General features: G+C 57.5%; 20 protein-coding genes and 3 pseudogenes. 10 read left to right on the top strand and 13 right to left on the bottom strand.

What is annotated here, in order from left to right:
- Positions 1-308: 308 nt before the first annotated feature.
- Positions 309-941, top strand: a complete 633-nt coding sequence (locus AC1DMK_RS27095) for a hypothetical protein (protein ID WP_477863498.1) — start codon at positions 309-311, stop codon at positions 939-941.
- A 275-nt stretch (positions 942-1,216) separates the two neighbouring features.
- Here the strand turns inward: AC1DMK_RS27095 and AC1DMK_RS27090 are convergent, their stop codons facing one another.
- From AC1DMK_RS27090 to speB, 9 genes and pseudogenes are all read right to left on the bottom strand, one after another.
- Entirely contained in the window at positions 1,217-2,512 is a 1,296-nt protein-coding gene (locus tag AC1DMK_RS27090; RefSeq protein ID WP_477863497.1) for a flagellar hook protein FlgE, read from the bottom strand.
- Positions 2,513-3,001: 489 nt separating this feature from the next.
- A pseudogene (locus AC1DMK_RS27085) lies at positions 3,002-3,088 on the bottom strand (IS6 family transposase); the annotation flags it as partial.
- A 172-nt stretch (positions 3,089-3,260) separates the two neighbouring features.
- The gene (locus AC1DMK_RS27080; protein WP_477863495.1) at positions 3,261-5,663 is read right to left on the bottom strand and encodes an arylsulfatase; all 2,403 of its coding nucleotides are present in this window, start codon (positions 5,661-5,663) and stop codon (positions 3,261-3,263) included.
- 365 nt (positions 5,664-6,028) lie between these two features.
- Complete coding sequence (locus AC1DMK_RS27075) at positions 6,029-6,262, bottom strand: hypothetical protein (protein WP_477863501.1); 234 nt, start codon at positions 6,260-6,262, stop codon at positions 6,029-6,031.
- A gap of 548 nt (positions 6,263-6,810) precedes the next feature.
- Complete coding sequence (locus tag AC1DMK_RS27070) at positions 6,811-8,244, bottom strand: NAD-dependent succinate-semialdehyde dehydrogenase (RefSeq protein WP_477863493.1); 1,434 nt, start codon at positions 8,242-8,244, stop codon at positions 6,811-6,813.
- 22 nt (positions 8,245-8,266) lie between these two features.
- The gene (gene ggt, locus AC1DMK_RS27065) at positions 8,267-9,859 is read right to left on the bottom strand and encodes a gamma-glutamyltransferase (protein WP_477863491.1); all 1,593 of its coding nucleotides are present in this window, start codon (positions 9,857-9,859) and stop codon (positions 8,267-8,269) included.
- A gap of 11 nt (positions 9,860-9,870) precedes the next feature.
- Positions 9,871-11,256, bottom strand: a complete 1,386-nt coding sequence (locus AC1DMK_RS27060; RefSeq protein ID WP_477863489.1) for an aspartate aminotransferase family protein — start codon at positions 11,254-11,256, stop codon at positions 9,871-9,873.
- Positions 11,257-11,375: 119 nt separating this feature from the next.
- A complete protein-coding gene (locus AC1DMK_RS27055) occupies positions 11,376-12,218 on the bottom strand; it encodes a lysine/arginine/ornithine ABC transporter substrate-binding protein (RefSeq protein WP_477863487.1) in 843 nt (280 codons plus the stop codon).
- 66 nt (positions 12,219-12,284) lie between these two features.
- Entirely contained in the window at positions 12,285-13,340 is a 1,056-nt protein-coding gene (gene speB / locus AC1DMK_RS27050) for an agmatinase (protein WP_477863485.1), read from the bottom strand.
- A gap of 189 nt (positions 13,341-13,529) precedes the next feature.
- On the opposite strand from speB, the gene AC1DMK_RS27045 reads away from it, so the two are divergent.
- From AC1DMK_RS27045 to AC1DMK_RS27030, 4 genes are read left to right on the top strand one after another with little or no spacing between them, the layout of a single operon-like run.
- Entirely contained in the window at positions 13,530-14,228 is a 699-nt protein-coding gene (locus AC1DMK_RS27045) for a GntR family transcriptional regulator (protein WP_477863483.1), read from the top strand.
- A 30-nt stretch (positions 14,229-14,258) separates the two neighbouring features.
- A complete protein-coding gene (locus AC1DMK_RS27040; protein ID WP_477863481.1) occupies positions 14,259-14,984 on the top strand; it encodes an ABC transporter permease in 726 nt (241 codons plus the stop codon).
- Complete coding sequence (locus tag AC1DMK_RS27035) at positions 14,984-15,688, top strand: ABC transporter permease (protein ID WP_477863479.1); 705 nt, start codon at positions 14,984-14,986, stop codon at positions 15,686-15,688. The genes AC1DMK_RS27040 and AC1DMK_RS27035 overlap by 1 nt, the downstream gene beginning before the upstream one ends.
- Before the next feature lie 12 nt (positions 15,689-15,700).
- A complete protein-coding gene (locus AC1DMK_RS27030) occupies positions 15,701-16,504 on the top strand; it encodes an ABC transporter ATP-binding protein (protein WP_477863477.1) in 804 nt (267 codons plus the stop codon).
- Between the two features lie 284 nt (positions 16,505-16,788).
- Here AC1DMK_RS27030 and AC1DMK_RS27025 read toward each other — a convergent pair.
- A pseudogene (locus tag AC1DMK_RS27025) lies at positions 16,789-17,106 on the bottom strand (transposase); the annotation flags it as partial.
- On the opposite strand from AC1DMK_RS27025, the gene AC1DMK_RS27020 reads away from it, so the two are divergent.
- Together AC1DMK_RS27020 and AC1DMK_RS27015 are read left to right on the top strand one after the other, a co-directional pair.
- A complete protein-coding gene (locus tag AC1DMK_RS27020) occupies positions 17,024-17,347 on the top strand; it encodes a hypothetical protein (RefSeq protein WP_477863475.1) in 324 nt (107 codons plus the stop codon). The pseudogene AC1DMK_RS27025 and the gene AC1DMK_RS27020 sit on opposite strands and share 83 nt — an antisense overlap.
- A gap of 312 nt (positions 17,348-17,659) precedes the next feature.
- The gene (locus tag AC1DMK_RS27015) at positions 17,660-18,916 is read left to right on the top strand and encodes an arsenic transporter (RefSeq protein WP_477863473.1); all 1,257 of its coding nucleotides are present in this window, start codon (positions 17,660-17,662) and stop codon (positions 18,914-18,916) included.
- A 138-nt stretch (positions 18,917-19,054) separates the two neighbouring features.
- Here the strand turns inward: AC1DMK_RS27015 and AC1DMK_RS27010 are convergent, their stop codons facing one another.
- Together AC1DMK_RS27010 and AC1DMK_RS27005 are read right to left on the bottom strand one after the other, a co-directional pair.
- On the bottom strand, positions 19,055-20,137 hold the full coding sequence (locus AC1DMK_RS27010; protein WP_477863471.1) for a nucleotidyltransferase family protein: 1,083 nt from the start codon (positions 20,135-20,137) through the stop codon (positions 19,055-19,057).
- Positions 20,138-21,125: 988 nt separating this feature from the next.
- Positions 21,126-21,833 carry a response regulator transcription factor gene (locus AC1DMK_RS27005; protein WP_196246775.1) on the bottom strand — a complete coding sequence of 236 codons (708 nt, stop codon included), beginning with the start codon at positions 21,831-21,833 and terminating at the stop codon, positions 21,126-21,128.
- Between the two features lie 469 nt (positions 21,834-22,302).
- On the opposite strand from AC1DMK_RS27005, the pseudogene AC1DMK_RS27000 reads away from it, so the two are divergent.
- Positions 22,303-22,594 (top strand): annotated as a pseudogene (locus tag AC1DMK_RS27000) (DDE-type integrase/transposase/recombinase); the annotation flags it as partial.
- A gap of 258 nt (positions 22,595-22,852) precedes the next feature.
- On the opposite strand, the gene AC1DMK_RS26995 reads toward AC1DMK_RS27000, so the two are convergent.
- Positions 22,853-23,941, bottom strand: coding sequence for a hypothetical protein (locus tag AC1DMK_RS26995; protein WP_477863469.1), 1,089 nt, complete (start codon positions 23,939-23,941; stop codon positions 22,853-22,855).
- Positions 23,942-24,544: 603 nt separating this feature from the next.
- Between AC1DMK_RS26995 and AC1DMK_RS26990 the strand changes: the two genes are divergently transcribed.
- Together AC1DMK_RS26990 and AC1DMK_RS26985 are read left to right on the top strand one after the other, a co-directional pair.
- On the top strand, positions 24,545-25,120 hold the full coding sequence (locus AC1DMK_RS26990; RefSeq protein WP_477863500.1) for a PE-PGRS family protein: 576 nt from the start codon (positions 24,545-24,547) through the stop codon (positions 25,118-25,120).
- Positions 25,121-25,222: 102 nt separating this feature from the next.
- A complete protein-coding gene (locus tag AC1DMK_RS26985; protein WP_037064009.1) occupies positions 25,223-26,938 on the top strand; it encodes a type I secretion system permease/ATPase in 1,716 nt (571 codons plus the stop codon).
- The last annotated feature ends 7 nt before the right edge of the window (positions 26,939-26,945 follow it).

The following is a 26,945-nucleotide window of genomic DNA, read 5'->3' as shown; positions in this document are numbered from 1 at the left end:
GGGCCAGGTACATGACCCTTGAGACCATGGCGCAAATGAGCGATGATCCCCAAATCAGTCTGCCCGCTGTGGCACGCTGATATCCTCCGGCTCTATGTCGGAAAGCACGGCCTCCGCCGCGACCTACACCACCTCCGGGGACACGATCGCTAGCTCGACGGGCGTGAATGCCGACGATGTGTTCCAGCACATGGTCCTCGACCCCTCAACGCACGATATTGCTTCCCCAAACGCAATATACGCGTGTATTGTAGGTTTGGATTGTTATTCATTGACCGCAGAAGCTGTATTTTTCGTTAGGATTGAGGATGCCGATTGCTGGGTGGCTTCATAGCGGAAAGCTTCATGTTGTTGATCGCATATATCTCCGTTTGTCCAAGAACAAGGTTATCGACGGGCTTTGGGTTGGCGTCTTAAGCAATGAGGACGGACAGGAGGTCTTATCGCGTTTGCAGCAAGCCCTGAATCTAATCAAAACCTGCGATCCGCACCGATACAATCGCGTCCGGCGTGAGTTAAAGAGCATTTTGATCATCTATCTTTTCGGCCCAGCTGGTAGTTTCAGTTCCGAGCATCGGCGCTGTCAGTTGGACGTAGAATTCGTAATGACATCGCGGCCGGAGGTCATCGCTTCGACGATCATACATGAAGGTACCCATGCGTACCTGTTCCGTCGCAACATCCCGTATAATGAGGAGAACCGTCACCGAGTGGAGAAGGCCTGCATCCGTCAGGAAATGGCTTTCGCAAAAAAGGTGCTGGGTGGTGACGCTCTGATCCAGAGCATCGAGCACGAACTTGAGCTTCCGCCGGAGGCCTGGTCCCGCTCCGCTTTACATGAGCTTCGACGCGCATCTCTCGTGTCGGCCGACGTCAGGCTGCCGCGTTGGCTTCACAATATGGCCATTGGCGTCTTCGATCGGCGGCATCGGTCCCGCTGACTTGATCCCTCCGACAGCGTTGAATTCGAGAGACGCTGGTTCCTCGCGGACGACGCGCTGCGAACTTCTCCAGCGACGGAGGCTTGTCGTTCGCCCAGCGTGTCGGAAACAGGCTCTCGCTCATGCCCTCCATTTATCGGAGAAGGGCAGATGCGACATTGTGGAACACTAGATCTGGTTAACACCTGTACGAACGGGATAAGCCATCTTTCAAATAACAAAGCCCCTCTCCGCGCTCGCGGAGAGGGGCTACGATTGTGGGGTATCGACAGTGGTTACCGCTTGAGGTTCACCAGTACGTCCATGATGTCGGAACCGGTCTGAAAGACTTTGGAGTTTGCGGTGTAGCTTCGCTGCGCCTCGATCATTTCTGTGAGCTGTCCCGCTAGATCAACGTTGGACTCCTCGAGCGAACCAGATTGCACGCTTCCAAGGCCATTGTTCTGCGGAAAACCGGTGACCGTGACGCCTGACTGACCGTTTGCGGAATAGACGTTACCATTCAGGACAGTGAGCATGTCCGGGCTGGCGACCTGTGCCAACGGAATGCGGTACAGCGGCTTCGGATCGGCGTCCTTGTATGTCGCGTATACCGTGCCGTCCTTTTCGATTTTGACGCCCGTAACAGGGCTGGCGGACTGGCCGTCGGTCTTGCCTTTGAACGAAAAATCGGAGGCCAGTTGCCCCATCCCCCCGAAATCCATGGCGATGGCCTGCCCATTCGTTGGATCCGTTATACCAAGCAAGCCGGTGCTGGTCTGCTTGCCATTGGCATCAAATTTCAGCGTGCCGCCCCCGACAGGGCCGGAGCTGTATGGGAAGGACGACGTGCCGCCAGTCGCCTTGTCGGCATTTCGGAAAATCGCAACTTGCCAGCTTGAATCGACCGGAGGCGTTGCCGTCGGATTGCCGTTCGCTGTCTTGGTGAAGTAGATATCATACATCACCGTGTTACCAAGGCTGTCGTATCCAACCAGCGATGTCTTCTTCGTGTCGGTAGTTGCCGAGGCAAGATTGGCACTCGGAAGCGTGGCTGTACCAGTTGGTGCCACGGCCTGGTTCGAGTCCAGGTTGCCGGTGAACGTTCCCGTGCTTGAAGCAATGGCCGTCAGTCCGCTCTGCAGAACATTAATCGGCACAAGCCCATCGAAGCCGTTTACGACGACCGCTGGAGCGCCTCCATCGTAAGAATATCCCATCAACTTGAAGCCCGCAGAATTGACAAGGTTCCCATCGCCATCGGGTAGAAAGTCGCCCGCGCGGGTCAATACTGTCGTGCCATCAGCGGCCTGGACGATGAAGAAGCCGTCACCCTGAATGGAAAGGTCCGTTGTCGATGTCGTTGCGGAATAGCTTCCGGCTTCGGAAATGTTGTAGCGCGTAGTCGATTGGACGCCGCCAGAATTGTAGTTGCCGGACGATGACGGAAGTACCAGCGTCGAGAATGCGACCGAAGCACTCTTGTAGCCTGTGGTGTTCACGTTGGCGATGTTATCGGCGACAGTACTCAGGCGGTTCGCCTGTGCGTTCATGCCGGATACTGCCGTTTTCATACTGCCGAAAATGCTCATCTTGACCTCGATTGCTGATGGGGCTTGATGAAGAATGGGCCACTCCGCTTGTGTGAGGCTGGTGTCTGACGACCATTGGCGGTCTGCGAGCAACGAGTATCCGTCCAGATTTCAAACGCTTGCATGTTGTCGTCGATAGCAAGCTTCGGGCAATTTGCCCGCGTAGAGAGACGGTAAAATCCAAAGACGGTAAAGTGAGGCGATGCTCATTCAGTATGATCTGGCCTTATCGGAACCGAAGCTTTTCGCGAAGCTTGCAACAATCAATCTTGCTCCTTAGGTTGCGCGTGGTCGTCACGGATGCAGATCGGGTGACGAGATGGACCATGGCTCGCTGCGGTGGCCTCGCCTCTTTCGCCGAGGTCGATGGACGTCGCGCCCAGAAGCAACTGGGACATGCCTCTGCGGAGATGACCCGCCGATAGCCGATATCAGCGCCAAAGGGACCGTTTCCGGGTGTATTTGACCAAGGCTTCAGGCGTTAGTGCCGCCCACCTGATCGACAGCCCGCCATAGCCATTGCTTTCGACAGCTTGTGGAAATCACGACCTCATCCAGATGCCAAATGTCATGTCGCGAGCTACAGAATGCGTGATGCTACAACCGCACCGTCCGACATGAATGGCTCGACCAATACATCATCGAAAGCATCGAGGAGGCACAAGAAATTCGCTACTCGGGCTGCGAGCACCAACAAGGCCAAGTGTCGGTTCCCCCCACCGGATCTTCTCTCATCCGAGAGCAATGCCTACAACTGCGGAGGCCCGACCTTAACCGTGAGCTTGTTGAGCGTGCCGTCAAAGCGGAATGGCACTTTATAGTCCTTGTCGTCCACCGGGGTGCGGGTGTCGATGCCGACATCGAATGACTCGTCGATCGTCACGAGGAACGGTATGGTATGAGGGATCGATTGCTCCGCGACCTTTGTGTCATCGACACTCAGCACGCCTTTGCCGCCCTTGCCAAAACCGGGGCCGTCATAGGTGAAGTCAAACGCGACGGTGTGTTTGCCGGGCGTCAGTGCTTGGTCACCTGCCCACTTGAAGCGTTCAAGAGCCAGAAGATTGTAGGTGAAGACGGGCTTGCCTTTCAGCAGGTACAGGCCATAGCCGCCGAAGCGGCCGCCCAAGGTCGCGAGCATGCCGTCCCCACCGCCCTCTGGAACCTCGACGTCGGCGGTAACCGTGTAAGAGCGGTTCAGCGGACTTGGTGCCGATGCGGCCGGCAGGCCGGACAGTTCGCCGGTATACACGAACTCATTGCGGCCGGCAGTCGCGCTGGGCCGCGGCGCGAGGAGACGGGCGGCGACAGAGTTGTCCAAAGGCAGCACCTGGTATTTCGCTGCCTCGACGAGGAAGAGCTGCTGCATATCGCGTAGCTTGTCCGGATCCTTGGCGGCGAGGTCATTGAACTGCGAGTAGTCTTCGGTGAGGTTGTAGAGTTCCCAGTTATAGCCATCGATCACGTTGGGAAGCTTGCCCAGTCCCATCAACCAAGGGCCGGCGGGCGGCGTGGTGGAGGCAATCCAGCCATCGTGGTAGATCGCACGGTCGCCGAACATCTCGAAATACTGGGTTTTGCGAGCGGAAGGCACGTCCTTGCCCCCCTTCGTCCAGGTGTAGGCCATGCTTACGCCTTCGATTGGCTTCTGAGCGATACCATCGATGGTCTGCGGTGCTTCAATGCCGGTCGCCTCAAGGATCGTTGGCACGATGTCGATGACGTGATGGAACTGGCTGCGAACGCCACCTTTGTCGGTGATGTGGCCGGGCCAGGACATCGCCATACCCTGCCGGGTACCCCCGAAGTGCGAAGCGATCTGCTTGGTCCACTTGAAGGGCGTATCGAAGGCCCAGGACCAGGCGACCGACATATGCGGCTGGGTCGTCGCGTCGCCCCAGGCGTCGTAATATTTCAACTGATCGGCGACCGGCATGTTGATGCCCTGGATGGCCGCGAGGTCAAATGCAGTGCCAATGGTCGAACCCTCAGCGCTGGTGCCGTTGTCCCCCTCGATATAGATTATGAGAGTGTTGTCGAGCTTGCCCTGCTTTTGGACTTCATCGATGACCCGGCCGATCTCGTTGTCCGCATAGGCAACGTAGGCGGCGTAGACCTCGGCCTGGCGGGCAAACATCTTCTTCTCGTCGGGCGCCAGCGTGTCCCATTGAGGCAGGTCGTCGGGCCAAGGGGTGAGCTGCGTGTTTTCCGGGATCACCCCAAGCCGCTTCTGATTGGCAAAGATCTGGTCACGCATGGCGTTCCAGCCCATGTCGAACTTGCCCTTGAATTTGTCGATCCATTCTTTCGTGGGCTGATGCGGGGCGTGGGTAGCGCCCGGTACATAGTACATAAAGAACGGTTTGTCCGGCGTCGCGGCATTGACCTCGCGCAGATACGTGATGGCATCATCCGCCATGCCCGTGATCATGTTGTAGTTGGGATTTTCGTTCCAAGGGAAGATCTGACTGTGGTTGCGGAACAACCATGGAGTCCACTGGTCCGTCTCCCCGCCCATGAAGCCGTAGAAATAGTCAAAACCCATCCCCGAGGGCCATTGGTCAAAGGGGCCGGAGGTTGAGATCGCATAGGTCGGCGTATTGTGGTTTTTGCCGATCCACGAGGTGGCATAGCCATGTTCCTTGAGGATCGTGCCGATGGTGCCGTTGTTCGGCCCGATGATCGAATCGTATCCCGGAAAGCCGGTGGACTGTTCGGCGATCACCCCGAAACCTGCCGAGTGGTGATTGCGCCCGGTGATGAGCGCTGCGCGCGTGGGGGAGCAGAGGGCGGTGGAATGGAACTGAGTAAAGCGCAGCCCGTCCGCCGCAATCCGGTCGAGGGTGGGCGTGGGTATGACCCCGCCAAAGGTACCTGAGACGCCGTAGCCCGCGTCGTCTGTCATGATCAGCAACACGTTTGGTGCGCCCTTGGGCGGCACAACCGTCGGTGGCCACCATGGCTTCGAATCCTGAGCATCAAGATTGATCGTTCCGCCAAACGGCGGCGGCGCTGCTGGCAGCGACTGGCCGTCGATCGTTGAGGTGGCGCTGGGTGACCCCGCTGCCCCGGTGACTACCTGTTGAGCGGCAGCGGGGAGGCACGAAAAGCAACTGGCGGCGAGCAATGCTAAATAGGCGCAGGTTTTCATCACTGAATGCTCCCCATGAAATGCAACATGAACAGGCTCCAGAGAGTGTCAGATTATCAGCCGCCAGGGCAGTAAGTTACAGTAAAATACGGCGCGGGGGCCTTCACACGTGGCGTTGGCGACCCCGTTGCCTGCCGATGTCGCTGCAGCTGATCCGTGAAATACACGCACGATTGCTGGAAAGCGGGCGCGGCGGTACCAAGAATCTTCGTGAGCGACGCTCGAATCCAAGCCAGTTCGGCGTCAGCAGGACAACAAACATCGAGGCACCGACGGATACGGCGAAATTGCCCCAGAACTCAACGCCGCAGGTGGTTACATTCTTGAGCTGGAAGGCAACGATCACGTGGCGACCGGGACGCCCATCACCTGGTTCTGGATATCATGGAAGGCCTTGTGGATTTTGTTGGTGTATTCGCTGATCGCGCTTCCTCGGTCTTCCCTTTGATTTTCTCGTATGAGAATTCCGAAGCGAAGAGCTTGTACCCCTCCTGAGTCTTCGAAACCAGTTCGCGCAGATGGAATACCAGATATTTGAAGCGGTCGGCTTCCGGTTGCTGACGGCACAGCTCGATGCCATTGGAAGCCAGGATCGCCATCTTCTGATCCTTGTGGACTTTCTCGAAAACGAAGGATTCGAGTTCATCAGGAGACGGGAAGTGAGAGAACCGAGGGCCGCAATTTTATAGGCGATTGGAATGCGTAGCCGACCGGGGCCGAGGAACGTTGCCTCCGCTCGATGAGGGTCGACGAATGCAGGAGCTTCGGACAGCGCTTTCACAAGCCTGAGGGCGTTTCTGTACCGTGTGATCGATTTTGGAATGACGAAATCGTTATAAGCATACCGATCCCCGATCACATAGTATCGCGGCGCCCGACCTGACACGGTTCGCGGGTGCCGCGATCAATCCGTCCACATCGCGGGCAAGCTGTCCGAGGCCAGTACGGGGATCGGATATCTCGACAGCGATGGTCTTGTCGACTTCCATCTTGTCGGCGTCACCTTTGATTTTGATCGCCGAGTTTTCGTATGCAACGTCATCGCAGTGGATGAGCTTCAGAGTTTCGAGGATGGATGCCTCGGCGATTTGCAGCCGGCGTCAAAGGAACTGACGTATGTATCAAAGGTATGTGACGAACCGCACGATCAGACGGATTCTGTAACCAGCTTGGTGTTGAAATAATTGTCCATCGCCTCCGTGCCACCTTCGGATCCATAACCAGAATCCTTTGTTCCGCCAAAGGGCAGTTCCGGCAGCGCGAGACCATGATGATTGATCGACACCATTCCGCTTTGAATATCACGGCCGAGGGCGGCGCTTGTTCTTGCAGAAGTCGTATAGGCATAGGCTGCCAAACCAAACGGGAGGCGGTTGGCTTCCGTGATGGCCGCTTCATAGGTCGAAAAAGGGCTCACCACGGCGATTGGGCCGAAAGGCTCTTCGTTCAATACCCGGGCGTCTAGCGGCACGTCGGTGAGGACGGTGGGTTTGTAGAAATTCCCGCGGTTGCCAATGCGGTGGCCCCCAGTCGCAATCTGTCCTCCCCGCGATACAGCATCGACCGTTAACGCTTCCATGGCCTCGATTCGTCTGCCGTTTGCAAGCGGTCCCATTGTGACGCCCGCATCCAGTCCGTTGCCCACTTTGATCGCCTCTGCCGCCTTGACAAAGCCATCGAGGAATCTGGCGTAGACCTTCTCATGGATGAGGAACCGGGTTGGAGCAACGCAGATCTGCCCCGCATTGCGGAATTTCGCTCCCGCCAAGATCCTGATGGCGAGATCGATGTCGGCGTCGTCAAACACGATCGCCGGCGCGTGACCGCCAAGTTCCATGGTCACCCGCTTCATATGGGCACCGGCAAGAGCCGCAAGCTGTTTGCCGACGGGTGTCGAACCCGTGAACGAGATCTTGCGAATAATAGGATGGGGGATGAGGTAATTGGAGATATCTGTGGGCACGCCATAGACGAGATTCAGCACGCCGGCAGGCAGGCCAGCATCGACGAATGCGCGGACGAGCTCGGCACAACTCGCGGGCGTCTCTTCCGGCCCCTTGAGAATAACGGAGCAGCCTGCCGCAAGACCAGCAGCTACCTTGCGCACGGCCTGGTTCAATGGAAAATTCCAAGGGCTGAACGCGGCGACGGGACCGACCGGTTCCTTGATGACAATCTGGCGAACATTGAGAGACCGGGCAGGCACGACCCGTCCGTATGCGCGCCGCGCCTCCTCGGCGAACCAGTCGATCGTGTCGGCCGCCCCAAAAGTTTCCAATCTGGATTCCGCGAGCGGCTTCCCTTGCTCGAGCGTCATGATCGTCGCGATCTTCTCGACCCGGTCCCGCAGCAACTGCGCGGCCGTGTGCAACAGCTTGGCGCGATCGAATGCGCTGACCTGAGACCAGACCGCGAACCCGGTTGAGGCTGCGGCAAGGGCGTCGTCCAGGTCGTCCCGCCCGGCATTCTCTACGGTTCCAATGACGTCATCGGATGCAGGATTGACGATCGAAAAACGCTCATTCGAGCCGTCGCGCCAGGCACCGTCGATGTAGAGTTTGGTTTGCGGATAGTCCGACATCACGTTCTCCGATGCTTTGAAATCAGTAACCGAGGGCGCAACCATCCTTGCGATGATCAGAGGCGCCGAGCAGGGTTCCGTGTTGATGATCGATCCAGACTGCCTGTGCCCCGCCGATGGCCCATTTCGGTGGAATCACCTCAAAGCCTCGGCCCTTGAGATTTTCGCCGATCGCGGTTCGAATGGCTTCCTCGGCTTCAATTGTCATGGTGCCGGGGAGGGGGAACAGACGAGGAAGGTCGACCGCCGATTGGATATCCATGCCATAATCGAACAGCTTCGACAGGAAGTGGGCATGTCCCATAGCCTGATAGTGGCCGCCCATAACACCAAACGAAAGGGTTGCTTTGCCGTTTCGCGTCACCATTCCTGGGATGATCGTGTGCATCGGCCTCTTGCGGGGGCCGATCGCGTTTGGATGACCCTCCTTCAGCACGAAGCTCTGGCCGCGATTGTGGAACAACACCCCGGACTTCGGTGCCATGAGGCCACTGCCGTAGGGATGGAAAATCGAATTGATGAAGCTGACGGAATTGCGGTCTTTGTCGACCACCGAGATGTAGACGGTGTCAGAGTGCTCGACACCATCGATGAAACCACCGGCATCGCAAGCTTCATTCGATTTAATCTTTGAGGCAAGGTTATCGGCGAGTTCGTCTGATAGAAGAAAATCGACGGGGACATTTGAGGCCGCCGCGTCTGCCAACCAGCGTTCACGTGCAGCGTAGGCAAGCCGAGTTGCCTCGACTTCGATGTGCAGGTTGTCGGCGTTTAGAGGATCACCAGACGGCGTGAAACGCTCGAGAATCTTGAGGATCATCAGTGCAATGACGCCTTGTCCATTCGGAGGGCATTCGTGAACCGTCCATCCGCGATAGGTTGCGCTGATCGGCGTTACATATTCCCCTGCGGCGGACGAGAAATCCTCGATAGTGTGCAGACCACCGAGCGAGCGAAGGTAAGAGGCCATGTCTTCGGCGACGTCACCCTGATAAAATGCATCCCGACCGTGGCTGCCGATCGCCGACAACGTCTCGGCCAGTTCCGGCTGACGCTGAATGGATCCAACTACGGGAACTTCATCGTTGTCGAGGAAAATGCGACGCGTTGATGGATCGAGGGCGAGCATGGCGCGCTGGTGCGAAATATCAGCGCAAACGCGCGGTGTAACGCCATAGCCGTCACGCGCAAGCGCGATCGCTGGCGCCAGGATATCGGCCATTGTCATGCGCCCGTGATCGGCGACGAGGCGTGTCCAGGCATCGACGGCGCCGGGAATGGTCACCGCATGAGGCGAAGACCGCGCGATCTCGGAGATACCTTGATCCTTGAACCATTTGAGGTCCATGGCTGCGGGCGTGCGACCAGAACCGTTAAATGCGATCACATGGCCGCCTCCGTTGGGGGCCAGCAACGCAAAGCAATCACCGCCAATACCCGTGGAGCCGGCTTCGACCACGCACTGGACGGCACAGGCCGCCACTGCTGCGTCGATGGCCTTGCCGCCACTTTTGAGGATATCGATAGCCGTCAGGGTTGCCATAGGATGGGAGGTTGCAGCCATGCCGCTACGGCCCACGGCAATCGAGCGCCCCGGATGTTCGAAGTTCCGCATGCTATCTTCCCTTATCGATAGAGGTTGTTGGCGCGCGCCCAGGTGTAGGTGTCATCAAGGGCCCTCTCGGAACGGTCGAACATGTCATTGATCTGTGCTTCCGCAATGATGAGGGGCGGGCAAAGAGAATAGTTGTCGCCGAGCGCTCGCGTGACGACCCCATGCACTTGTGCCCGCTTGCCGGCATGGATCGCGATACCGTCTGCCGGCTTGAACGGCTCCTTGGTTTCCTTATTGCGAACAAGCTCGAGCGTACCAATCAGGCCGCGTCCGCGTGCGTTTCCGACAAGCGGATGTTCACTGAGCGCACGGAGTCTTCGTTGAAAGAGCGGCGCCACGTCTTGCACATGCCCGACAATGTCGCGCTCTTCATAGATTTTCAGCGTTTCGAGTGCGACGGCGGTGGCGACCGGGTGCGCGCTATAGGTGAAACCGTGCCCGAAGGTGCCGATCTTTTCGCTTTCGGCGACGATGGCTGCGTGAACCTTTTCGTTGACCATCAGCGCAGAGATCGGCTGGTATGCCGCCGATAACTGCTTGGCCATGGCGATCATGTCGGGTTGCAGCCCGAAACTTTCGGACCCGAACATCGTGCCGAGCCGGCCGAAACCGCAGATCACCTCGTCGGCAATCAGGAGAATATCGTACTTCCTCAGGATAGCCTGGATCTTCTCGTAATAGGTCGGCGGCGGAACAATGCAGCCGCCGGACGCCATCAAGGGCTCGGCGAAGAAGGCTCCGATCGTCTCCGGCCCTTCAGTGAGGATTAGATCCTCCAGCGAGGCAGCACAGCGCGTCGCAAATTCTTCCTCAGTCTCGCCGGGAAGACCGTAGCGATAGTATTCAGGGCAATCGGTATGAAGCACCCGGTCGATCGGCAGATCGAAATCGCGATGGTTGTTGGGCAGCCCCGTGAGGCTTGCCGAGGCAATTGTTACCCCATGATAGGCGCGCCAACGGGAAATGACCTTCTTCTTTTCCGGCTTGCCGATTGCATTGTGGTAGTACCAGACGAGTTTCAGGGCCGTGTCGTTGGCCTCTGAACCCGAATTGGCGAAGAACACTTTCGACATCGGGACCGGAGCAAGGCCGATCAGCCGCTCGGCAAGTTCGATGGCTGTCTCATGCGATTTGCCGCCAAAGCTGTGATAGAACGGTAACTCCTGCATTTGCCGTGTGGCAGCGTCGACGAGCCGTTGCTCACTAAACCCAAGCGAAGCGCAGAACAGTCCACCGAGCCCTTCGATATACTTATTGCCGTCGCTGTCGATGATGTAGATGCCTTCACCCTTTGCAATGACAAGCGGACCGTCCTTCAAATGCTGAGACGCATTCGTATAGGGATGAAGAACGAACGCCGCGTCGCGCGCTTCCAGGGAATTGAGAAGAATGGTCACGATAGCTCTCCGGTGGTGATCTAGGGCGATTGAAAATTTCGCAGCAGTCTGATGCAGCCGCCGAACTATTCGAGCGCTCGACGGCTGTCTTTTTCTGGGGTTCGAAGGCAATAGGTTGATTATTCGAGGCCGACCTTCATCCATTTTGTCGCGAGCTTATTGATTGTACCGTCAGCCTTCGCAGCGCCGATCGCCTTATCGAACATGGCTTTCAGTTCGGTGTCGTCCTTGCGAAGGCCGGCGGCGATGCCTTGGCCGAATATGCCGCCGGTGAAGGTCGGTCCGGCAATCGTGTAGTCCTTGAAGTCCTCCTTCGACAGCGTCGCAGTCAGCGAGGTCTTCTGTGCCACCACAGCGTCGATGCGACCTGCCTGAAGGTCGAGGTCGTGTTGCTCGACGGTCTTGTATTCGCGCGCGTCGACGACGTCCTTGAAATAAGTGTCAAGGAAAGCGACGTTTGCGGTGGAGACCTGCGCGCCGACTGCTTTGCCTTTCAGGGCGTCGCGAAGGGGCTGCAATTCCTGCTCGACCTTGGCTTTGTCGCCTGCGAGGTCGACAGTCGTTCCGGTGCCAGGAAGGTTTGCGAGCGGGCCCGATTTTTCAACCATGAAAGCCGCCGCGGTCGGAGCGTAGGGTTCGCTGAAGGAAATGACGGCAAGGCGCTTCTCCGTGACGATCATCGATGCCATGATGGCATCGAACTTCTTTGCGTTCAGCGACGGGATGAGCCCGTCCCAGTCCTGCGCAACAATGTTGCATTTGATCTTCATGCGTGCGCAAAGATCGTTGGCGAGATCGATCTCAAAACCGGCAAGCTTTCCGTCGGGGCCGGTGAAATTCCAGGGCTCGTAGGCGCCTTCGGTGGCAATGGTGATTTCGGTTGGCTTGGTTTGGGCGTAGGTGCTGCTGGCAGCAACGATGCTGAGAACCAGGCTGGCGAGTGCGAGTTTGCTTTTCATCATTTTCATTCCCCTTTTTGGTTTGCCGCCCGTTGGTGAGCGGCGGTCGCATTTGATCCGCGTGATGGCTCAATCGTGCCGAGACGCGCGGATCCTTATCGCCTCTGCAGCCAGGCAGAGGAGTTCGAAAAACACCTGAGCGGCGACTTGCGCCGTGTTCGTTGTCGGATCGTATTGAGGGGCGATCTCGACAACGTCGCCGCCGACAATGTCGAGACCGGAAAGGCCGCGAAGGATGCCAAGCACCTGCGTGGAAGTGAGCCCACCGATCTCCGGTGTGCCGGTGCCCGACGCAAATGCCGGATCGAGAGCGTCCACATCAAAGCTGACATAGGTCGAGCCGTCGCCTGCTATCGCGCGGGCCTTTTCGATCACCCGTTTGATGCCGAGTTCCTCGACCTCTTCGGCGTGAATAACCGTCATCCCAGAGGCGTAGGAGAACTCCCAGAGATATTCGGAATTGCCGCGAATACCGATTTGTATAGTCCGGCGCGGGTCCAGCACGCCGTCGAGCACGGCTTGTCTGAATGGGCCGCCATGATGAAACTTGCAGCCCTCAAACGAGCCGCTCGTATCGCAATGAGCATCGATGTGGATCATACCAACCGGACGATCGCGGCCGACGGCGCGAAGCAATGGCAGCCCAATGGAGTGGTCACCGCCGACCGAGAGCGGGACAACTCCAGCCTCGACGATGCTTCGAACGTACCGCTCTATATCCTCGTGCGAGCTGACCAGATCGAAACGGCTGCGAAAGGGCACATCACCCACATCTGCGACGCGCACGTGGGCAGCCGGAACCGCGCCCAGCACGTGGTCATACGGCCCGACTCTCTCGACGTTGCGAACGGCGCGGGGACCGAAACGCGCACCAGGGCGGTTGGTCACTCCTAGATCCAGTGGGATGCCCAAAAGTGCGACATCGATACCTTTAAAACGAGGTGCGGCGTCCTGCAGAAGTGGGGCCTTCAGCAATGTCGGAACGCCGCAATAAGGGGCTTGGCGCTTGTCACCTTCGCCGAAGACCAGGTCCGCAACCTTGCGAAACTCCGGATCGAACATGTCAGCCCCGGATGCGTTCTCATACCGGGCGCGGAGTTCCTCAAGGCATAATATCTCCGGCATGCAAGTCCTCCATTCGCCTCTATGCCTGTCGTTCTGGCCGATTCTCAGCGATCGACAAAAACCATTTGTATGTTGTGGGCAACATTGTATACATATTCGTATTCCACTTGATCCTGCAAGAGGAAAAAAGATATCGTCCTTTGCAGAGACCCGAATTTAGGTTCTGCTGACAACGAAAAGGGGATTGGATTGACACTCAGCAAAAACGAGCCGCGCGGCTCGCTGCGTGAAACGACCTACGCTCAACTGAAGGATTTGATCCTCACGGGACAGCTCCGGCCGTCCGAGCGGCTTTCCGAAAACACTCTCGCAAAGAGGTTTGGAGTAAGCCGAACACCACTTCGAGAAGCACTGATGAAGCTCGAAGAGGAAGGTTTGGTCGTCGGCCAAAGAAACCTTGGCTACACCGTTTCGGATTTGGATATCACCGCGTTCTGCAATCTTCTTATTGTCAGGGAGGCTCTCGATGTGTGTGCGGCCCGGCTCGCGTGCGCCACGGCGACAGACGAAGACCACGATAGGCTCCGCGGCGTCATCGCACAAATGGTCGAACTCAAGGAGAGTGCGAACGACACGCCTTCCGATGCGGCGCGAAACCTCGATCTAGGCCTCTACATCCACCGGGTAATCCTGGAGGCGACGCGCAACGATGCGCTCGTTCGGGTAAGCGACCAGGTGTATCAACAGCTGCGGCTGGCGCTGTGGCTCGAGGTTCTGTGGGTGGATCTTGAGCACACTGACTTGGACGAACATCGGGCCATTTCTGATGCCATCTGTGCGCGAGATCCCGAGGCAGCCGAGGCGGCTGCGCGAGCGCACGTTCAGAGTTCACTCAAGAATATGTCGAAGCTCCAGCGTATTTGGGCGCATCGACGGGCTGCGGATTAACTCGCTCGGCGCAGAGAGGCCAGGATTGGCATGGAGCTTGTTGAAAGATATTTGGCGCTCGTCGGGTTTGGTGAAATCGGTTGGGGCGCGTTGCTCCTGAGTGCGGCGGTTATGACCCTCGGGGTCTCCATTTGCGGTTTCCTGACGGGTACGGTCCTTGGATCGGTCATCACGTTCATGCAACTGTCGCGCTACATGGTTTTGCGGTGGCTAGCGGATGGTTACACGACCATCCTGCGCGGTGTGCCGGATCTCCTTGTCATCTACCTGTTCTATTTTGGCGGGAGTGCATTTCTACAGTATCTCGGCGGTCTCGTTGGCTATCGGGGCTTCATTGGCATGCCTGCCTTCCTCACCGGTACGTTGGCGCTGGGCGTCGTCTCCGCTGCCTACCAATCCGAAGTCTTTCGCGGTGCTTTCAAGTCCGTTGCAAGCGGCGAGCTTGAGGCGGCGAGTGCTGTTGGAATGCGACCTTGGCCGAAGTTTCGCCGTATCATCGCGCCGCTGGTTCTGCGCTACGCGATCCCCGGTTTGGGCAATACCTGGCAACTGGTGCTGAAGGAGTCGGCGCTGATTTCCGTTACTGGCCTTGTCGAACTTCTGCGTCAATCTCAGATCGCGGCCGGTTCGACACGCCGCCCATTCGAGTTCTACCTAACAGCCGTGGTTCTTTATCTCGTCATCACCTGGGCATCGTCAATCGTTTTCCGCCATTTGGAAACGAGAACCCTACGTGGCACCCGGAGGGCCTTGTAATGGACTTTGCCTTCATGTGGGACACGCTTCTCACCCTGCTGCCAGGTCTCCCGCTCACATTGGAGCTTGCCGCGACATCCATTCTTGGCGGCGGTATCCTCGCTCTGGTCATTTCCCTCATTGCGGTGGTGGGCGGGCCGATCGGCCGTGGCTTCGCCCGTGGCTACGTCTTCGTCTTTCGAGGGTCGCCGCTGCTTGTACAGATGTTCTTGATCTACTACGGCCTTGGGCAATTCCGGCCGCTGCTGCAGGAACTAGGGCTATGGGTAATCTTTCGTGAGCCCTATTGGTGTGCGGTCATCGCACTGACGTTAAACACGGCGGCCTATTCGAGCGAGATATTCCGCGGTGGATTACAGGCAGTTTCCGCTCAGCAGGTGGAGGCGGCCCGTGCGTGCGGCATGTCGGGCCCGCTTTTGTTCAGGCGCATCGTCTTTCCAATTGCAATCCGGCAGGCGCTTCCCGCCTACGGCAACGAAGTCATCTTGATGCTTAAGGCAACCGCGCTGGCGTCTGTCATCACCATCATGGAAGTCACCGGCCTTGCGGGAAAGCTGATTGCCGACAGCTTCCGAGCCTTCGAGGTCTTTATTGTCGCCGGTGCGATCTATCTCGCGATCACCTTCCTCGTCACGCGGTTGCTGATGATCATCGAATTCTGGCTCTCGCCTCATCTTCGCATGAGGCCACCATCGTTGCCATAAACGGGAGAACGCATGTCTGACAGGGGAACATTTCAAGCGACCAACAACAAAAATAGTCTGGCCGCCGTCTCAGTTAAGGACCTCCGCAAACGCTTTGGTCCGCTTGAAGTTTTAAAAGGGATTTCTCTCGAAGCCCAGGAAGGCGACGTCATCTCAATTCTCGGCTCGTCCGGGTCCGGAAAGTCGACCATGCTGAGATGCATCAACATGCTCGAAGTTCCCGACAGCGGTGAAATCCGCATTGGTGGCGAAATGTTCGCTCTCAGGAAGGGGCGGCATAAGACCGAGCCCACAGACCGGCGACAGGTCGATCGCCTTCGCGAGCACATTGGAATGGTGTTCCAGAATTTCAATCTCTGGTCTCACATGACGATCCTCGAGAACGTGATCGAAGCGCCCGTGCACGTCCAGAAGCGCAACCGGGCGGAATGCGTCGAGGAGGCAGAAGCGTTGCTTGAGCGAGTGGGGATTGCCGACAAGCGAAATTTCTATCCCGCACACCTGTCGGGTGGCCAGCAGCAGCGTGCGGCCATTGCACGAGCGCTCGCGCAACGGCCCAAGGTCATGCTCTTCGATGAACCAACATCCGCGCTCGATCCTGAGCTTGTCGGCGAAGTTTTGAAGGTCATGCGCTCCCTGGCCGAAGAAGGCCGGACGATGCTTGTCGTCACCCACGAGATGGCGTTCGCACGCGACGTATCGAGCAAGGTCGTGTTTTTGCACAAGGGCGTTGTTGAGGAAGAGGGTGCTCCCGGCGAGATCTTTCGAAACCCAAAATCCGACCGTTTCAAGCAATTTTTGTCGAGCGAACGGTAGCCCAAGCGCCAGCACACGATGAATCGAGGTTCAAACTTCCAACCTTCACTACGTTCGGTTCCAGTTGCCACCAGCCGCATAAAAACGAGAGCAGCCAGACTTGGGTGGTTCGCCAAAATGACAAGTCCGCGCTCGGAGATACTCGGTGTATAGCCGCCCCGCGTTGCGCGGTTTCTCCAAATGCCCGCCTGGGGGGTCTCTTGTGGCCTTTAAATCCGAAACCTTCCCCCAAGCCGCAGGTCGTGTGCGTCAAGTTCTGCAAAATGGAACGGTCGTGTGACTGGTTATGCGGCTTGACGCAGAGCGAGTCTCTTGTGCTCGCGTAGGTCGTCCATGTCGATGTGGCGGTTTGCCTCCATCCAGTTTTCGTGGGGTTTCGACTGCAAGCGCCCTCACGAGGCGCAAGCAGCTCTCGGTATTTGGGAAGATCCGCACGACATAAGTCCTGCGGCGGATTTCCTCGTTGAGGCGTTCAAGCATGTTGGTCGACTTCAGGTGTGATGCTGACGTGGCAATCGGATGAAGGTCAGCGTCTGTTCGATCGTCTCCTCGACCCAACTGGTCAGACGCGGATACCGGGTCGACCATTTGGCCAGCCAGGATTTCTCGATTCAACTTGACACGCCGTTTCGCATGACGGCGGTGACCACTGGCGTTTCACAACTTTCGATGATCGTTATGGCGTTGGCCGCACCGTCTCTTACCCGCGGTTACGGGTTGGCTAGTGTTTTCGTCATCGCTCTGATGGCGCTGCCGATCCGTGGGGCGATTACCGGGCCCTTCAGCGATTTTGCCGGGATCTTTCCGGTACAAATCCTGGATGGCGTAGGTGCGGGGGCCTGATCGGAATTGCGACCCCGATCGCGGCGGAGGGAACTCTCTCGTATACCGGTTGGTTTAACGTTGGTCTGGCCGCCGGAATAAACGGACAGGGAATTGGTGCGTCACTCAGCACTGTCGTCACAGGCTGGCTGGCTGAAATCGACGGGTATGGGCTTGCCTACTGGGTCCACGGCGGCGTCGCCGTGCTCGCAGCTGCCGCCTTTCTTGCCGGGCCCAAGAGTATTGCTTCGCCACAAAAGAACGTTATGGATGCAGCGGACACGCTGACCGCGACATGTCGGCAGCTGGTACGAAACCTTTGTTGGAAATAGGATGAACACATTGACCATGACCTGGGGCATAGCCGGGTTGACCGCATTCGGCGTGATCACGCGGCCCTTCGCCTGGCCGGAAGCAATATGGGCGGTTCTCGGTGCGTTTCTGCTCGTGGGGTTCGGGTTTATCGGTCCGGCCGACGCCTGGGCTGGGGTTGCGAACGGTGTCGACGTCTACCTGTTTCTGATCGGCATGATGTTGCTCTCCGAGCTCGCTCGCCAGGAAGGGCTCTTCGACTGGTTGGCTTCGATTGCGACCACTCATGCCAAGGGATCGCCCAAACGTCTGTTTGTCCTAATCTACTTGGTCGGGATCGTCGTGACCGTATTCCTGTCGAATGATGCGACAGCGGTCGTGTTGACGCCTGCCGTTTATGCGGCATGCCGGGCAGCGAAGGTGAGGGACCCGATGCCTTACCTCCTCATCTGCGCTTTCATCGCGAACGCTGCGAGCTTCGTCCTGCCGATCTCCAATCCGGCCAACCTGGTGATTTTCGGAGGCGGGGACATGCCGCCGCTATCGCGTTGGCTCGCCACCTTCACACTGCCTTCAGTCGTCTCCATTATCGTGACGTTTCTTGCACTTGCCTGGACCCAGCGCTCGATCATTGCGGCTGACAGCGTCGCATCGAATGTGCAGGCCGCGCCATTGTCTTCCAGCGCGAAGCTTGCTGGTCTGGCGCTCTGTGGGACTGCCGTCGTACTGCTCGGCGCATCGGCAGTGCATTTTGATCTGGGTCTGCCGACGTTCCTGGCCGGTTGCTCGGCAACTGCAGCAGTCCTACTGATCACAAGGAAAAATCCGGCTGAGACGCTAAAGGGTGTCTCGTGGAGTGTGCTGCCGCTTGTCGCCGGACTGTTCGTGGTCGTCGAGGCATTGAACCGGACAGGATTGATCGACCATCTCGCGCAGTACCTTTCCCAAATTGCATTGACCTCTCCGACACAGGCCGCTGCTGCCAGCGGTGCGGTGGTGGCTCTGGCGTCCAATCTCGTCAACAATCTGCCGGCTGGACTTGTCGCCGGAAGCGCGGTTCAGCTGGCGCACGTGTCCGACAAGATCGCCGGGGCCGTGCTGATCGGCGTTGATCTTGGCCCCAATCTCTCCGTCACCGGGTCGCTCGCCACTATACTCTGGCTGACGGCACTTCGGCGGGAGGGTCTACAGATCGGAGCCTGGACATTCATGAAGATCGGCTTCGTCGTGATGGCGCCCGCCCTTGCAGCATCCCTCGCCGTTCTCGTGCTGCAATAGCATACTGTCACCTATTGGATCCGAAAGCCGACGATCCGGCAAATACCTGACCTTGCCCTTCACGAATTGCTGTCTTGAGGATGATTTCCGACGGTTTGCCACAACGCTGGAAAGGGCCATCATCGTTTGGGCTATCGATCACCGTTCTACTACCTTGGCCTTGCCGAGTTCTTCTACCGGAACGCTCAAGGCTGCCGCCAGTGCCGCCTTGCCATGATCAGGCATGGCAGGCAGTCCAGATATGATCGCCTCCTGCCACGATTTCCCCCGTTCCCATGCCTCCATGTAGGCATCGGCAAGGAGATCGCTCTGTCGCGTCTCTGCCAGCGCCTGTGTGAGCAGCGAGGCTTGCAGGAGGTCCTTGTCCCGCTTCGCCCGACCGAGCGCGTCAGGAAGCCGCCTGGAGGCCACCATCAACTTATGGACAGCATACCGCTCGGGGGTTGGGACGAGGACGTTCACGCCCTCCCGGTGCAGCAGGACTGTCCGCACGGGCTCATAGATTAGGTAATCCAAGAACCGCAGGTTTTCCTCCGACGCACCGCCGAGAGCGGGCATGGGGGAGGGCTTGCCCGTGTAGTCGTCCGATCCCCGGTTACCCGTTAGGAATTCCACCCGGTAGCCCTTGGCATTCTGGAAGGCGACGACGTTCGCCTTGTCCGCCTGGTGCGGGACTGGACGGAACGCCGGATCGACCGACTGGAGGATTTCCAACACCGGAGGCAAGGTGTCCCCGACCTCTGCGCTGGTTGCGAAATCCTGTGTGAAATCGGCGTCGCCTGTCTGCATGGCAGCCGAGGGCATTCGAACGCCGAGCAGCCCCGCGTAGGTGCTGAAAGCCACCGAGCCGATCAAGACTGCACGCAGCCGAAACAATCCTGCATCTGCAAGGGCTTTCGTGATGTCGCCCGCGAACGGATCGGGACCCGGAAGGCCAATACGGCGCAGCGAGCTAACCATGCGCCGTCGATCCTTGATGTTGTCCTTGATCTCCTTGTGGGTGTTCACCCGAGCTGTGATCTCTTCGTCGTTGTGTGGCCCCACATAGCGCCGCTTGTCGCCGTCGGGAGTAGGGAGATCGAAATACCAGTAATTGCGGCCTTTGACCGGGACCGTAACGAAACGACCCTCCAGAGGAAAGTCTGCTTGGAATTGTCCATCGAGCGACCGCTGCGCCAGCTCCGCGAACATTGTCCGGTATGCAATGTCAATCTGCTTCATAGCTGCTTGCGCTTCATTCGTGAGTGCAGCGGCCTCTTCGAAAGCCGCCGGTGCCTTCTCGGCCTTGAGGCCATTGCCTTCTCGAATCTCGCCAGCCACGCCTCGAAGAAATCATCTCGGGCAGCCGTCCGTTATAATGTTCTGTCAAAATATTATAGCGCGGCTGCCCCTTGTCAACGCATCTGCCGAACGAGCGGAAGCGCAACCCGTTCAGGCGTTAAGGCCGCTTCATCCGCTTGCCGGTCTCCTGCAGCTGGCAGGGCTGTCGCGCAGCACGTTCCAAACCGGGAAAAGCTGTCGTCGGATTTCGCGGAGCTATAATGTTCTGACGAAAACATTATAGCGAAGAACGCTGTGGGTAAACCGCAGGAGACGCCCTTGTGGTCCTCGAAGATGCCCTTGACCCTGGCCCTCAACGCGGCATGCCTGTCGCAAAGCGGTCTCCACAAGTTTGAAGACAGGACGCCTTGCTGTTTCGAGGCCGATGATCTCGCCATTGAAGAGGTCCATGACCGGCGAGAGATAGAGCTTCTCGCCCGCCAGACGCTGCGTCCGATTGCTCCAGATTGCGTGCGATAGAGGCGAGCCTCGTCACGGTCAAAGAGCACTTGGCCGGGCTCATGCAGCGCGTCTAGAAGAAAGCGAGAAGCGTGCGGTGAACGCGCAGCAATCGTTCATGACATAGCGAGTCCCCGACTGGTTTTCGACAATGATTGTCTGGAGTCAGGGCTGGAAGATGCGTGCTGGCGTTTTCGCCGCCAGATTCGGGTGACCCGCTAACTTTGCAACCATTCACTGTTCCCTTTGACCGAGCGTCGATAGTGACCGCCAATTCCTGCGTTGCGGTCAAAGGCGAAACCGATCCGTCATCCACCGAGAAGACGACGTACTCGTCGTGCAACGACCCCGTCGTCCGAAACTGCAGAGCCGCGTGAAAAGCGAAATCTATGGTGATTTTGTTTGGTTCGCCAGGTCGTCGCTTCGCAGCCTAACTCGGCGAGGCGTCATGTCCGCCGGCGGCTCTTTGACCCAAGCGGGCAACCACTTCAGTGCGGTTCTGCGCCTGAAGCTTGCGCATTATGTGTTGCAAATGCATCTTCACCGTATGCCCCGACAAATTGAGTTTTCCTGCAATTACCTTATTTGAACAGCCGCATTGCAACTCTGCGAGGACATCCGCTTCCCGGGGAGTAAAATCAGCAATCGCCAAGTACTGCGTCCTGTCATCCAAGCTTTTTTCGGCCTCATTTCTGGTCGGAGTATGCTCATTTGAGCCGTTGGTAACAGCTCCCAATAGCTGCGGGAAAAATGTTCCTCCTGCCAGAACGAGACGAAGTCCTGCAAGGGCAATGTCAACGGGGAGTGAAGTCGAGAAAAAGCCGCGGATGCCCATCTTGAGCGCCTGACGGGCTATGATGACGTCATCCGTACCTGAGAGCAACGTAATAGGAGCCTCAGGAAAACGTGCAGCAATTGCCGCGAGGTCATCACGCAGGCTGGTGCTCTCAACACCTCTGCCGGCCAAATCTAATGCAATCAAACGCACCTCAGCTCCAAGAGCTCGATCAAGACTCTCGGTCGAGATCAAATCGATAAAACTCCACCCGGCAAGTTCACGCTCGAGAAGCTTCACCACGGTGGTGCGCGCCAGTGTAGAATGCTCAATAACGATCACAGTTGGTGCATTGCGCCCCATACGGCGCTTAGTTCTAGCACTGTCGGACACTTGCGTGCTCCCCAGAATATTTGCAACAACAGCTATACATATTATTCCTGTTCTCGCTTCATGTCATGATAAAAAACGAGCGTATTCTCGATATCAATAGTCTGATCTATCATGATAATTCTTATAGTCTATGAGATCTCAGCGAGAGATAACTGAGCCTGCAGATCACGTTGGAAAGCTTATCCATGACGAGCTGGTGAAGCGACTTGTCGCTGGAGACTTTCCAGTCTTCGCCGAATTCACGTACGGCAAGCGGATCAACAAAGCTCCCAAAGGCACTGAAACGGCAACCGATCTGCTACAGACCCATTCAGGAAGAGCTGTTGGATATAGGTAATCCCCCCGCAAATTAATCGGGTTCAAAAGTAGAATTTTCTCGGCAGTATGATCGAGGAGATTTTGATGAAAACGAGCAGATTCAGCGAGCCACGAATCCTTCAAACCCGATGCCTTGATTGTGCCGGATGCGCCGAACCTGGTTTGGTCCATGGATTTCATGGCGGATCGTTTGGAAGGTGGTAGGCAATTCCGGCTGTTGAATGTCTTGGACGACTTCAACCGCGAGGGGTTGGGCATCGAGGTGGATTTTTCGCTGCCTGCTGAACGCGTCATCCGCAGTCTGAACCAGATCATCGAGTGGCGCGGCAAACCGTTCGCCATTCGTGTGGATAACGGGCCAATATGACAGTGGCAAACTGATGGAATGGGCTGAGAAACAGGGCATTGCCTTGAGCCAATCCAGTGGCGTTCCTTCCAGGGCATCAGGTGATGTTGAGCATCACCAGCCTGCCATGACCGCCCATCAACGACAATGCGGATAAGGTCATGGTGGAATGTTCGGTATCTCAGTGAGCCGGCCGTTCCGTGCCATGTTGGCCCCAAGAGACGAAAGCCGGGCGGAGGAAGCGATTCAACATATGGCTTGAAAAATGGCACGAAAACAGTCTCGTGCAGTTGAGCCTCCGCGATGCAAGTGGGGAGTCTATCCGCTAGGTATGCATGAAGCTCAGAATGTCGTCTACGAGAGCCGAATGGGCGTCCGTGAGGTTGCCGTCTCCGCCGTGGCCCCCGATGCCGGCCAGCTGAAGCGCATGCTGATCATAGAGAACATGATCGATCTGTTGGGCGTCCGCCGTCCCACCGGCGGGAACGGCAATGTTGATGGGATGGAAATAGGCGAGATTGACGTCTACCATGCTGCCGGTTGACGACCCGACCCCGCCACCGCCACCCTCATGGTTGCCGGTAAAAATTGTCTCTGACGACATGTTGAAGCCACCGCCGTTGCCGCCGATGCCTGCGATCTGCATAGTGCCCTGATCGAAAATTGCATTGTTTGTCTGATGAGCCTCCGCTGAGCCGCCTGCGGCGCCCACGGCGACGTTGATCGGTGAGAAGATGGCCACACTCACGTCGACCATGCTGCCGACGAAAAATCCATCGCCGCCGTGGCCCGCATAATTGTCGCCGGTAAATGTAAGCCCAGTTCCTGGGCTCATCGACGGGCCATGGCTCGCGACGTTATGGTCTCCGCCCGAGCCGCCAATGCCGCCAATCTGGGTTGCGCCCTGCAGGAACAGTGCGTTGTTCGATTGCTCAGAGTGAGCCGCCGCGCCAGGGCCTGCAGCCACAGCAGTATTCACGGGGGCAAACAGCGCGACTTCGGAGCTTACGAGTCCGCCGTAGAAGAGGCCATCGCCCCMCGTGCCGGCATGATTGGCGCCATCGCCGCCGCCGATGGCAACATTGCCGCTTCCGCCATTCCCGCCTATCCCAGCGATTTCGGTGGGATGCTGATTGATGAGCGCGTCGTTGCCCTGGAAGGCGTCGGCACCCGAATGAGGTCCCGCAATAGCGGCATTGGACGGCATGAAGATGGCCGATGCGTTGCTCCCGATCACGCCTTCGCTTATCCCGTCGCCACCGCTACCGGCTGAATTATAGCTCGGACCAGACGCGACATCCAATGGAAGCCAAGTCGGCACCAGTGCCAGATGCGCCGCGGCCAAATTGGAGGCGAGGTTTTGATCGGTGCCCGCTTTGGGCAAGTCTTCCAATAAGGGACGAATCTCCGTCATTATCGTCTCCATTCCGCGGTCAACCGCACGTCCACCGAGCGTGCAGTGTATGTAGCCTGAATTGTTCAAGCATTGTGCATCTGAACGTAAGAAAAGCAGAGCCTGCAATTCGTCTACATCTCATCGGCTAGTTCTGTAGCCATTTGGCTGTCATGGCCGCAGCGTCCCGTTGTGCGAGTTTGAGAGCACCAAATCCGCCTTTGGATTAGAGGTTCTGCATCTTGCGCCCCCTTTCTCGCGGCAGGCCATGAAAGTTTTTTAGCCCCGACAGGATCTCCTCTGCCAAGCGCAGCCTGATCAGAACCCCGGAATACAGCCGGTTCGCTTGGGCGGCCGTTGCTTCGAAAACCGGTGTCGCTTCGACGAGGTCGCAGACATGATCATGACCATGTCATCCGGCGCCAAATCACTAAGTACTAATCCAAAATAACGCCCTGTCGTCTCCGAGTATACATCCGAAGGAACGTCGCCGAATATCTAGATAGTTAGCAGATTAAATCGCGCGCAATATTCGCCCGCGGTTGTATTGGCTGGCGGTGACATGCTGGATACCCACGCCGTAGTAAGGAACACGGACGAAACGAAGTAGAAGGAGTGACATCAATGCCTATTCCACAAATTTCTGACACGATTCATCTCAACAACCCAGATGCGGGTGACGCGAAGGCCGGTAACGGCGGTAACGGCTACAACCATGGAGACATTGACTACAACCCGGTTGCGTATGTTGCCAATTCGCAAACGGTCGAAGGGGCATCTACCCATCTGCACAACGGCGATCACGTTTGGCAGATAGCAGATTGGGACGCCGGCGGTGGCGGAAGCGGTGGCTTTGCCCAGGCCCAGAACGGCTTCCTGGCGGCGGTCACGAACACCGGCGCCGGCGGCGCAGGGGGAGATGCTCACTCCAACGGCAGTCAAGGAAACTCGAGCGGCGGCGACACGGCTGCGGTGGGTGCGGCTACGACCGCGACACAGTATACGCAGCTTTTGGCTGATCAGCATGCCACCATCCTCGCAGGCGTCGGCGGCAACGGCGGTAACGGGAACGTGGCTCTGGGTGGCGATATCTCGTCAGCATTGGTTCACTCGGATCCCGAAACGACGACGGTGAACAATGCTCTCGATCATTTCATAAACGCCTTCGGCCATATCGATGTCAGCCATCTTGGCTCATGAACTCTGGCCCTGAGGGTCGCCCGTTTCGGCTGGCGACCCTCAGGGTTGCTGAACCAGACAACAGCCTCTTCTTATCAGTATCAAGTGTAGCGAGATCTGATAATGACAACGATTTCTATAAAGCTATCGCGCCCGCAGACACACCTCGTTGTTGCGCTCCGGGCTTGTGCCGGAGCCTTCGGGTTGGTCTTCCTCTATAGCTGCGGCTACAATCTCTTCCTTTTAGCACCTTCCATCTATCTCCTGCAGATCTATGACAGGGTCCTGTCGAGCCGAAGCGCTGACACGCTCCTGATGCTGACGATGATCATCGCCGTCGCCGTGTTGGTCGGGTCCACGCTGGATATCGTGCGCAGGGCAGCTCTTTCGCGCATCGGCAGCTGGCTGGATCACAGGCTACGCCCCATGGTGCTGACCGCATCATTCGAATATGCCGCTCGCGCCGATACGGGAGCCGCCACGGAGTGCTACAGGGACCTGGCCGCATTGCGCCAGTTCCTCGATTCACCGGCTAGCTCTCTTTTTTTTGACGTTCCCTGGGCGCCGGTATTCCTGCTCCTGCTCTTTCTTGTTCATCCGCTGCTTGGGACCATCGGTCTTTTGAGCGCACTTGCACTTCTGCTGTTTGCGTTCCTGACGGAACTGGCGACGCGAGAGCCGCTTGCCTATGCCAATCTTGCCCTTTCGAGGAGCTATCTGCGATTTGCGACCGCCCTCAAAAACATCGAGGTGATCCGGGCAATGGGGATGCAAGAGGGTGCAGCGCTGATCGTCTATCGCGATGCGGAAATGGCAAGAAGGGCGCAGGACATCGCGATGCATCGGACGGAGATCATTCTTGGTTTCTCCAAATCGATCCGCACAATTGCGCAGATCCTTATGATGGGATCCGCTACATGGCTGGTGCTCGCGAACAACAGTAGTCCCGGAATCATCTTCGTTGCGAGCCTGCTGCTCGGGCGCGGGCTCGCACCAATCGAGGGCGCAATAGGTGCATGGCGCTCCCTTATGTTTGCGCGCAATGCCTTCAATCGATTGAACAGAATGCTGATCGCCGTTGCATCGGAATGCGATGCTCGAATGGTGCCGCTACCTGAACCCAATGGACTCGTTCTCGATAACGTTAGCTACACTCAACCATTCGCCAATCGGCAGATATTGACCGGCATCACATTGCGCCTCGCGCCAGGCGATTGCATAGCGCTCATCGGTCCGTCGGGATCGGGAAAATCGACACTAGGTCGCGTCATCGCAGGCGTTGTGCAAGCAACGAGCGGATGTGCTCTTCTCGGTGGGGTAGATATCTCAGCTCTGCGCCTTTGCGGGGGGACGCGCCACGTTGGATACCTGCCGCAGGACATCGAACTCTTCGGCGGAGCAATCAAGGATGTGATCGGCCGGCTGGACGGAGGAGATCCCGGCAAAGCGATCGACGCCGCAAAGCTGGTTGGATTGCACGAAGCGATCATGCGGCTGCCTCAGGGCTACGAGACCGATATCGGTGAAGGCGGAAACCTGCTCCTTCGAGCTCAGCGCCAACAGCTGGGACTGGCACGGGCGGCCTATGGAAATCCGTCTCTTATCGTTCTCGACGATCCGAACTCGAGCCTGGACTATGACGGCGAATGTATGCTGTTCAAGGCAATTGAACGCATGAAATCCAGAGGGATGACCGTCGTTATCATAACTCACCGGATGGGCATCCTGCCAGTCACCAACAAGATTGCCATTATGCGTAATGGGGCGGTGGCGGCCTTCGGCGACAGTGAGCGGATTTATGAAACTTATCTTCAACCGCCATCTCGAACAGGAACGTAGGGAGGGA

The sequence above is a fragment of the Rhizobium sp. 05L419 genome, assembly GCF_056397845.1.
The sequence above is the reverse complement of the archived record's forward strand: the minus strand, read 5'-3'. Positions and strand labels throughout refer to the sequence as shown.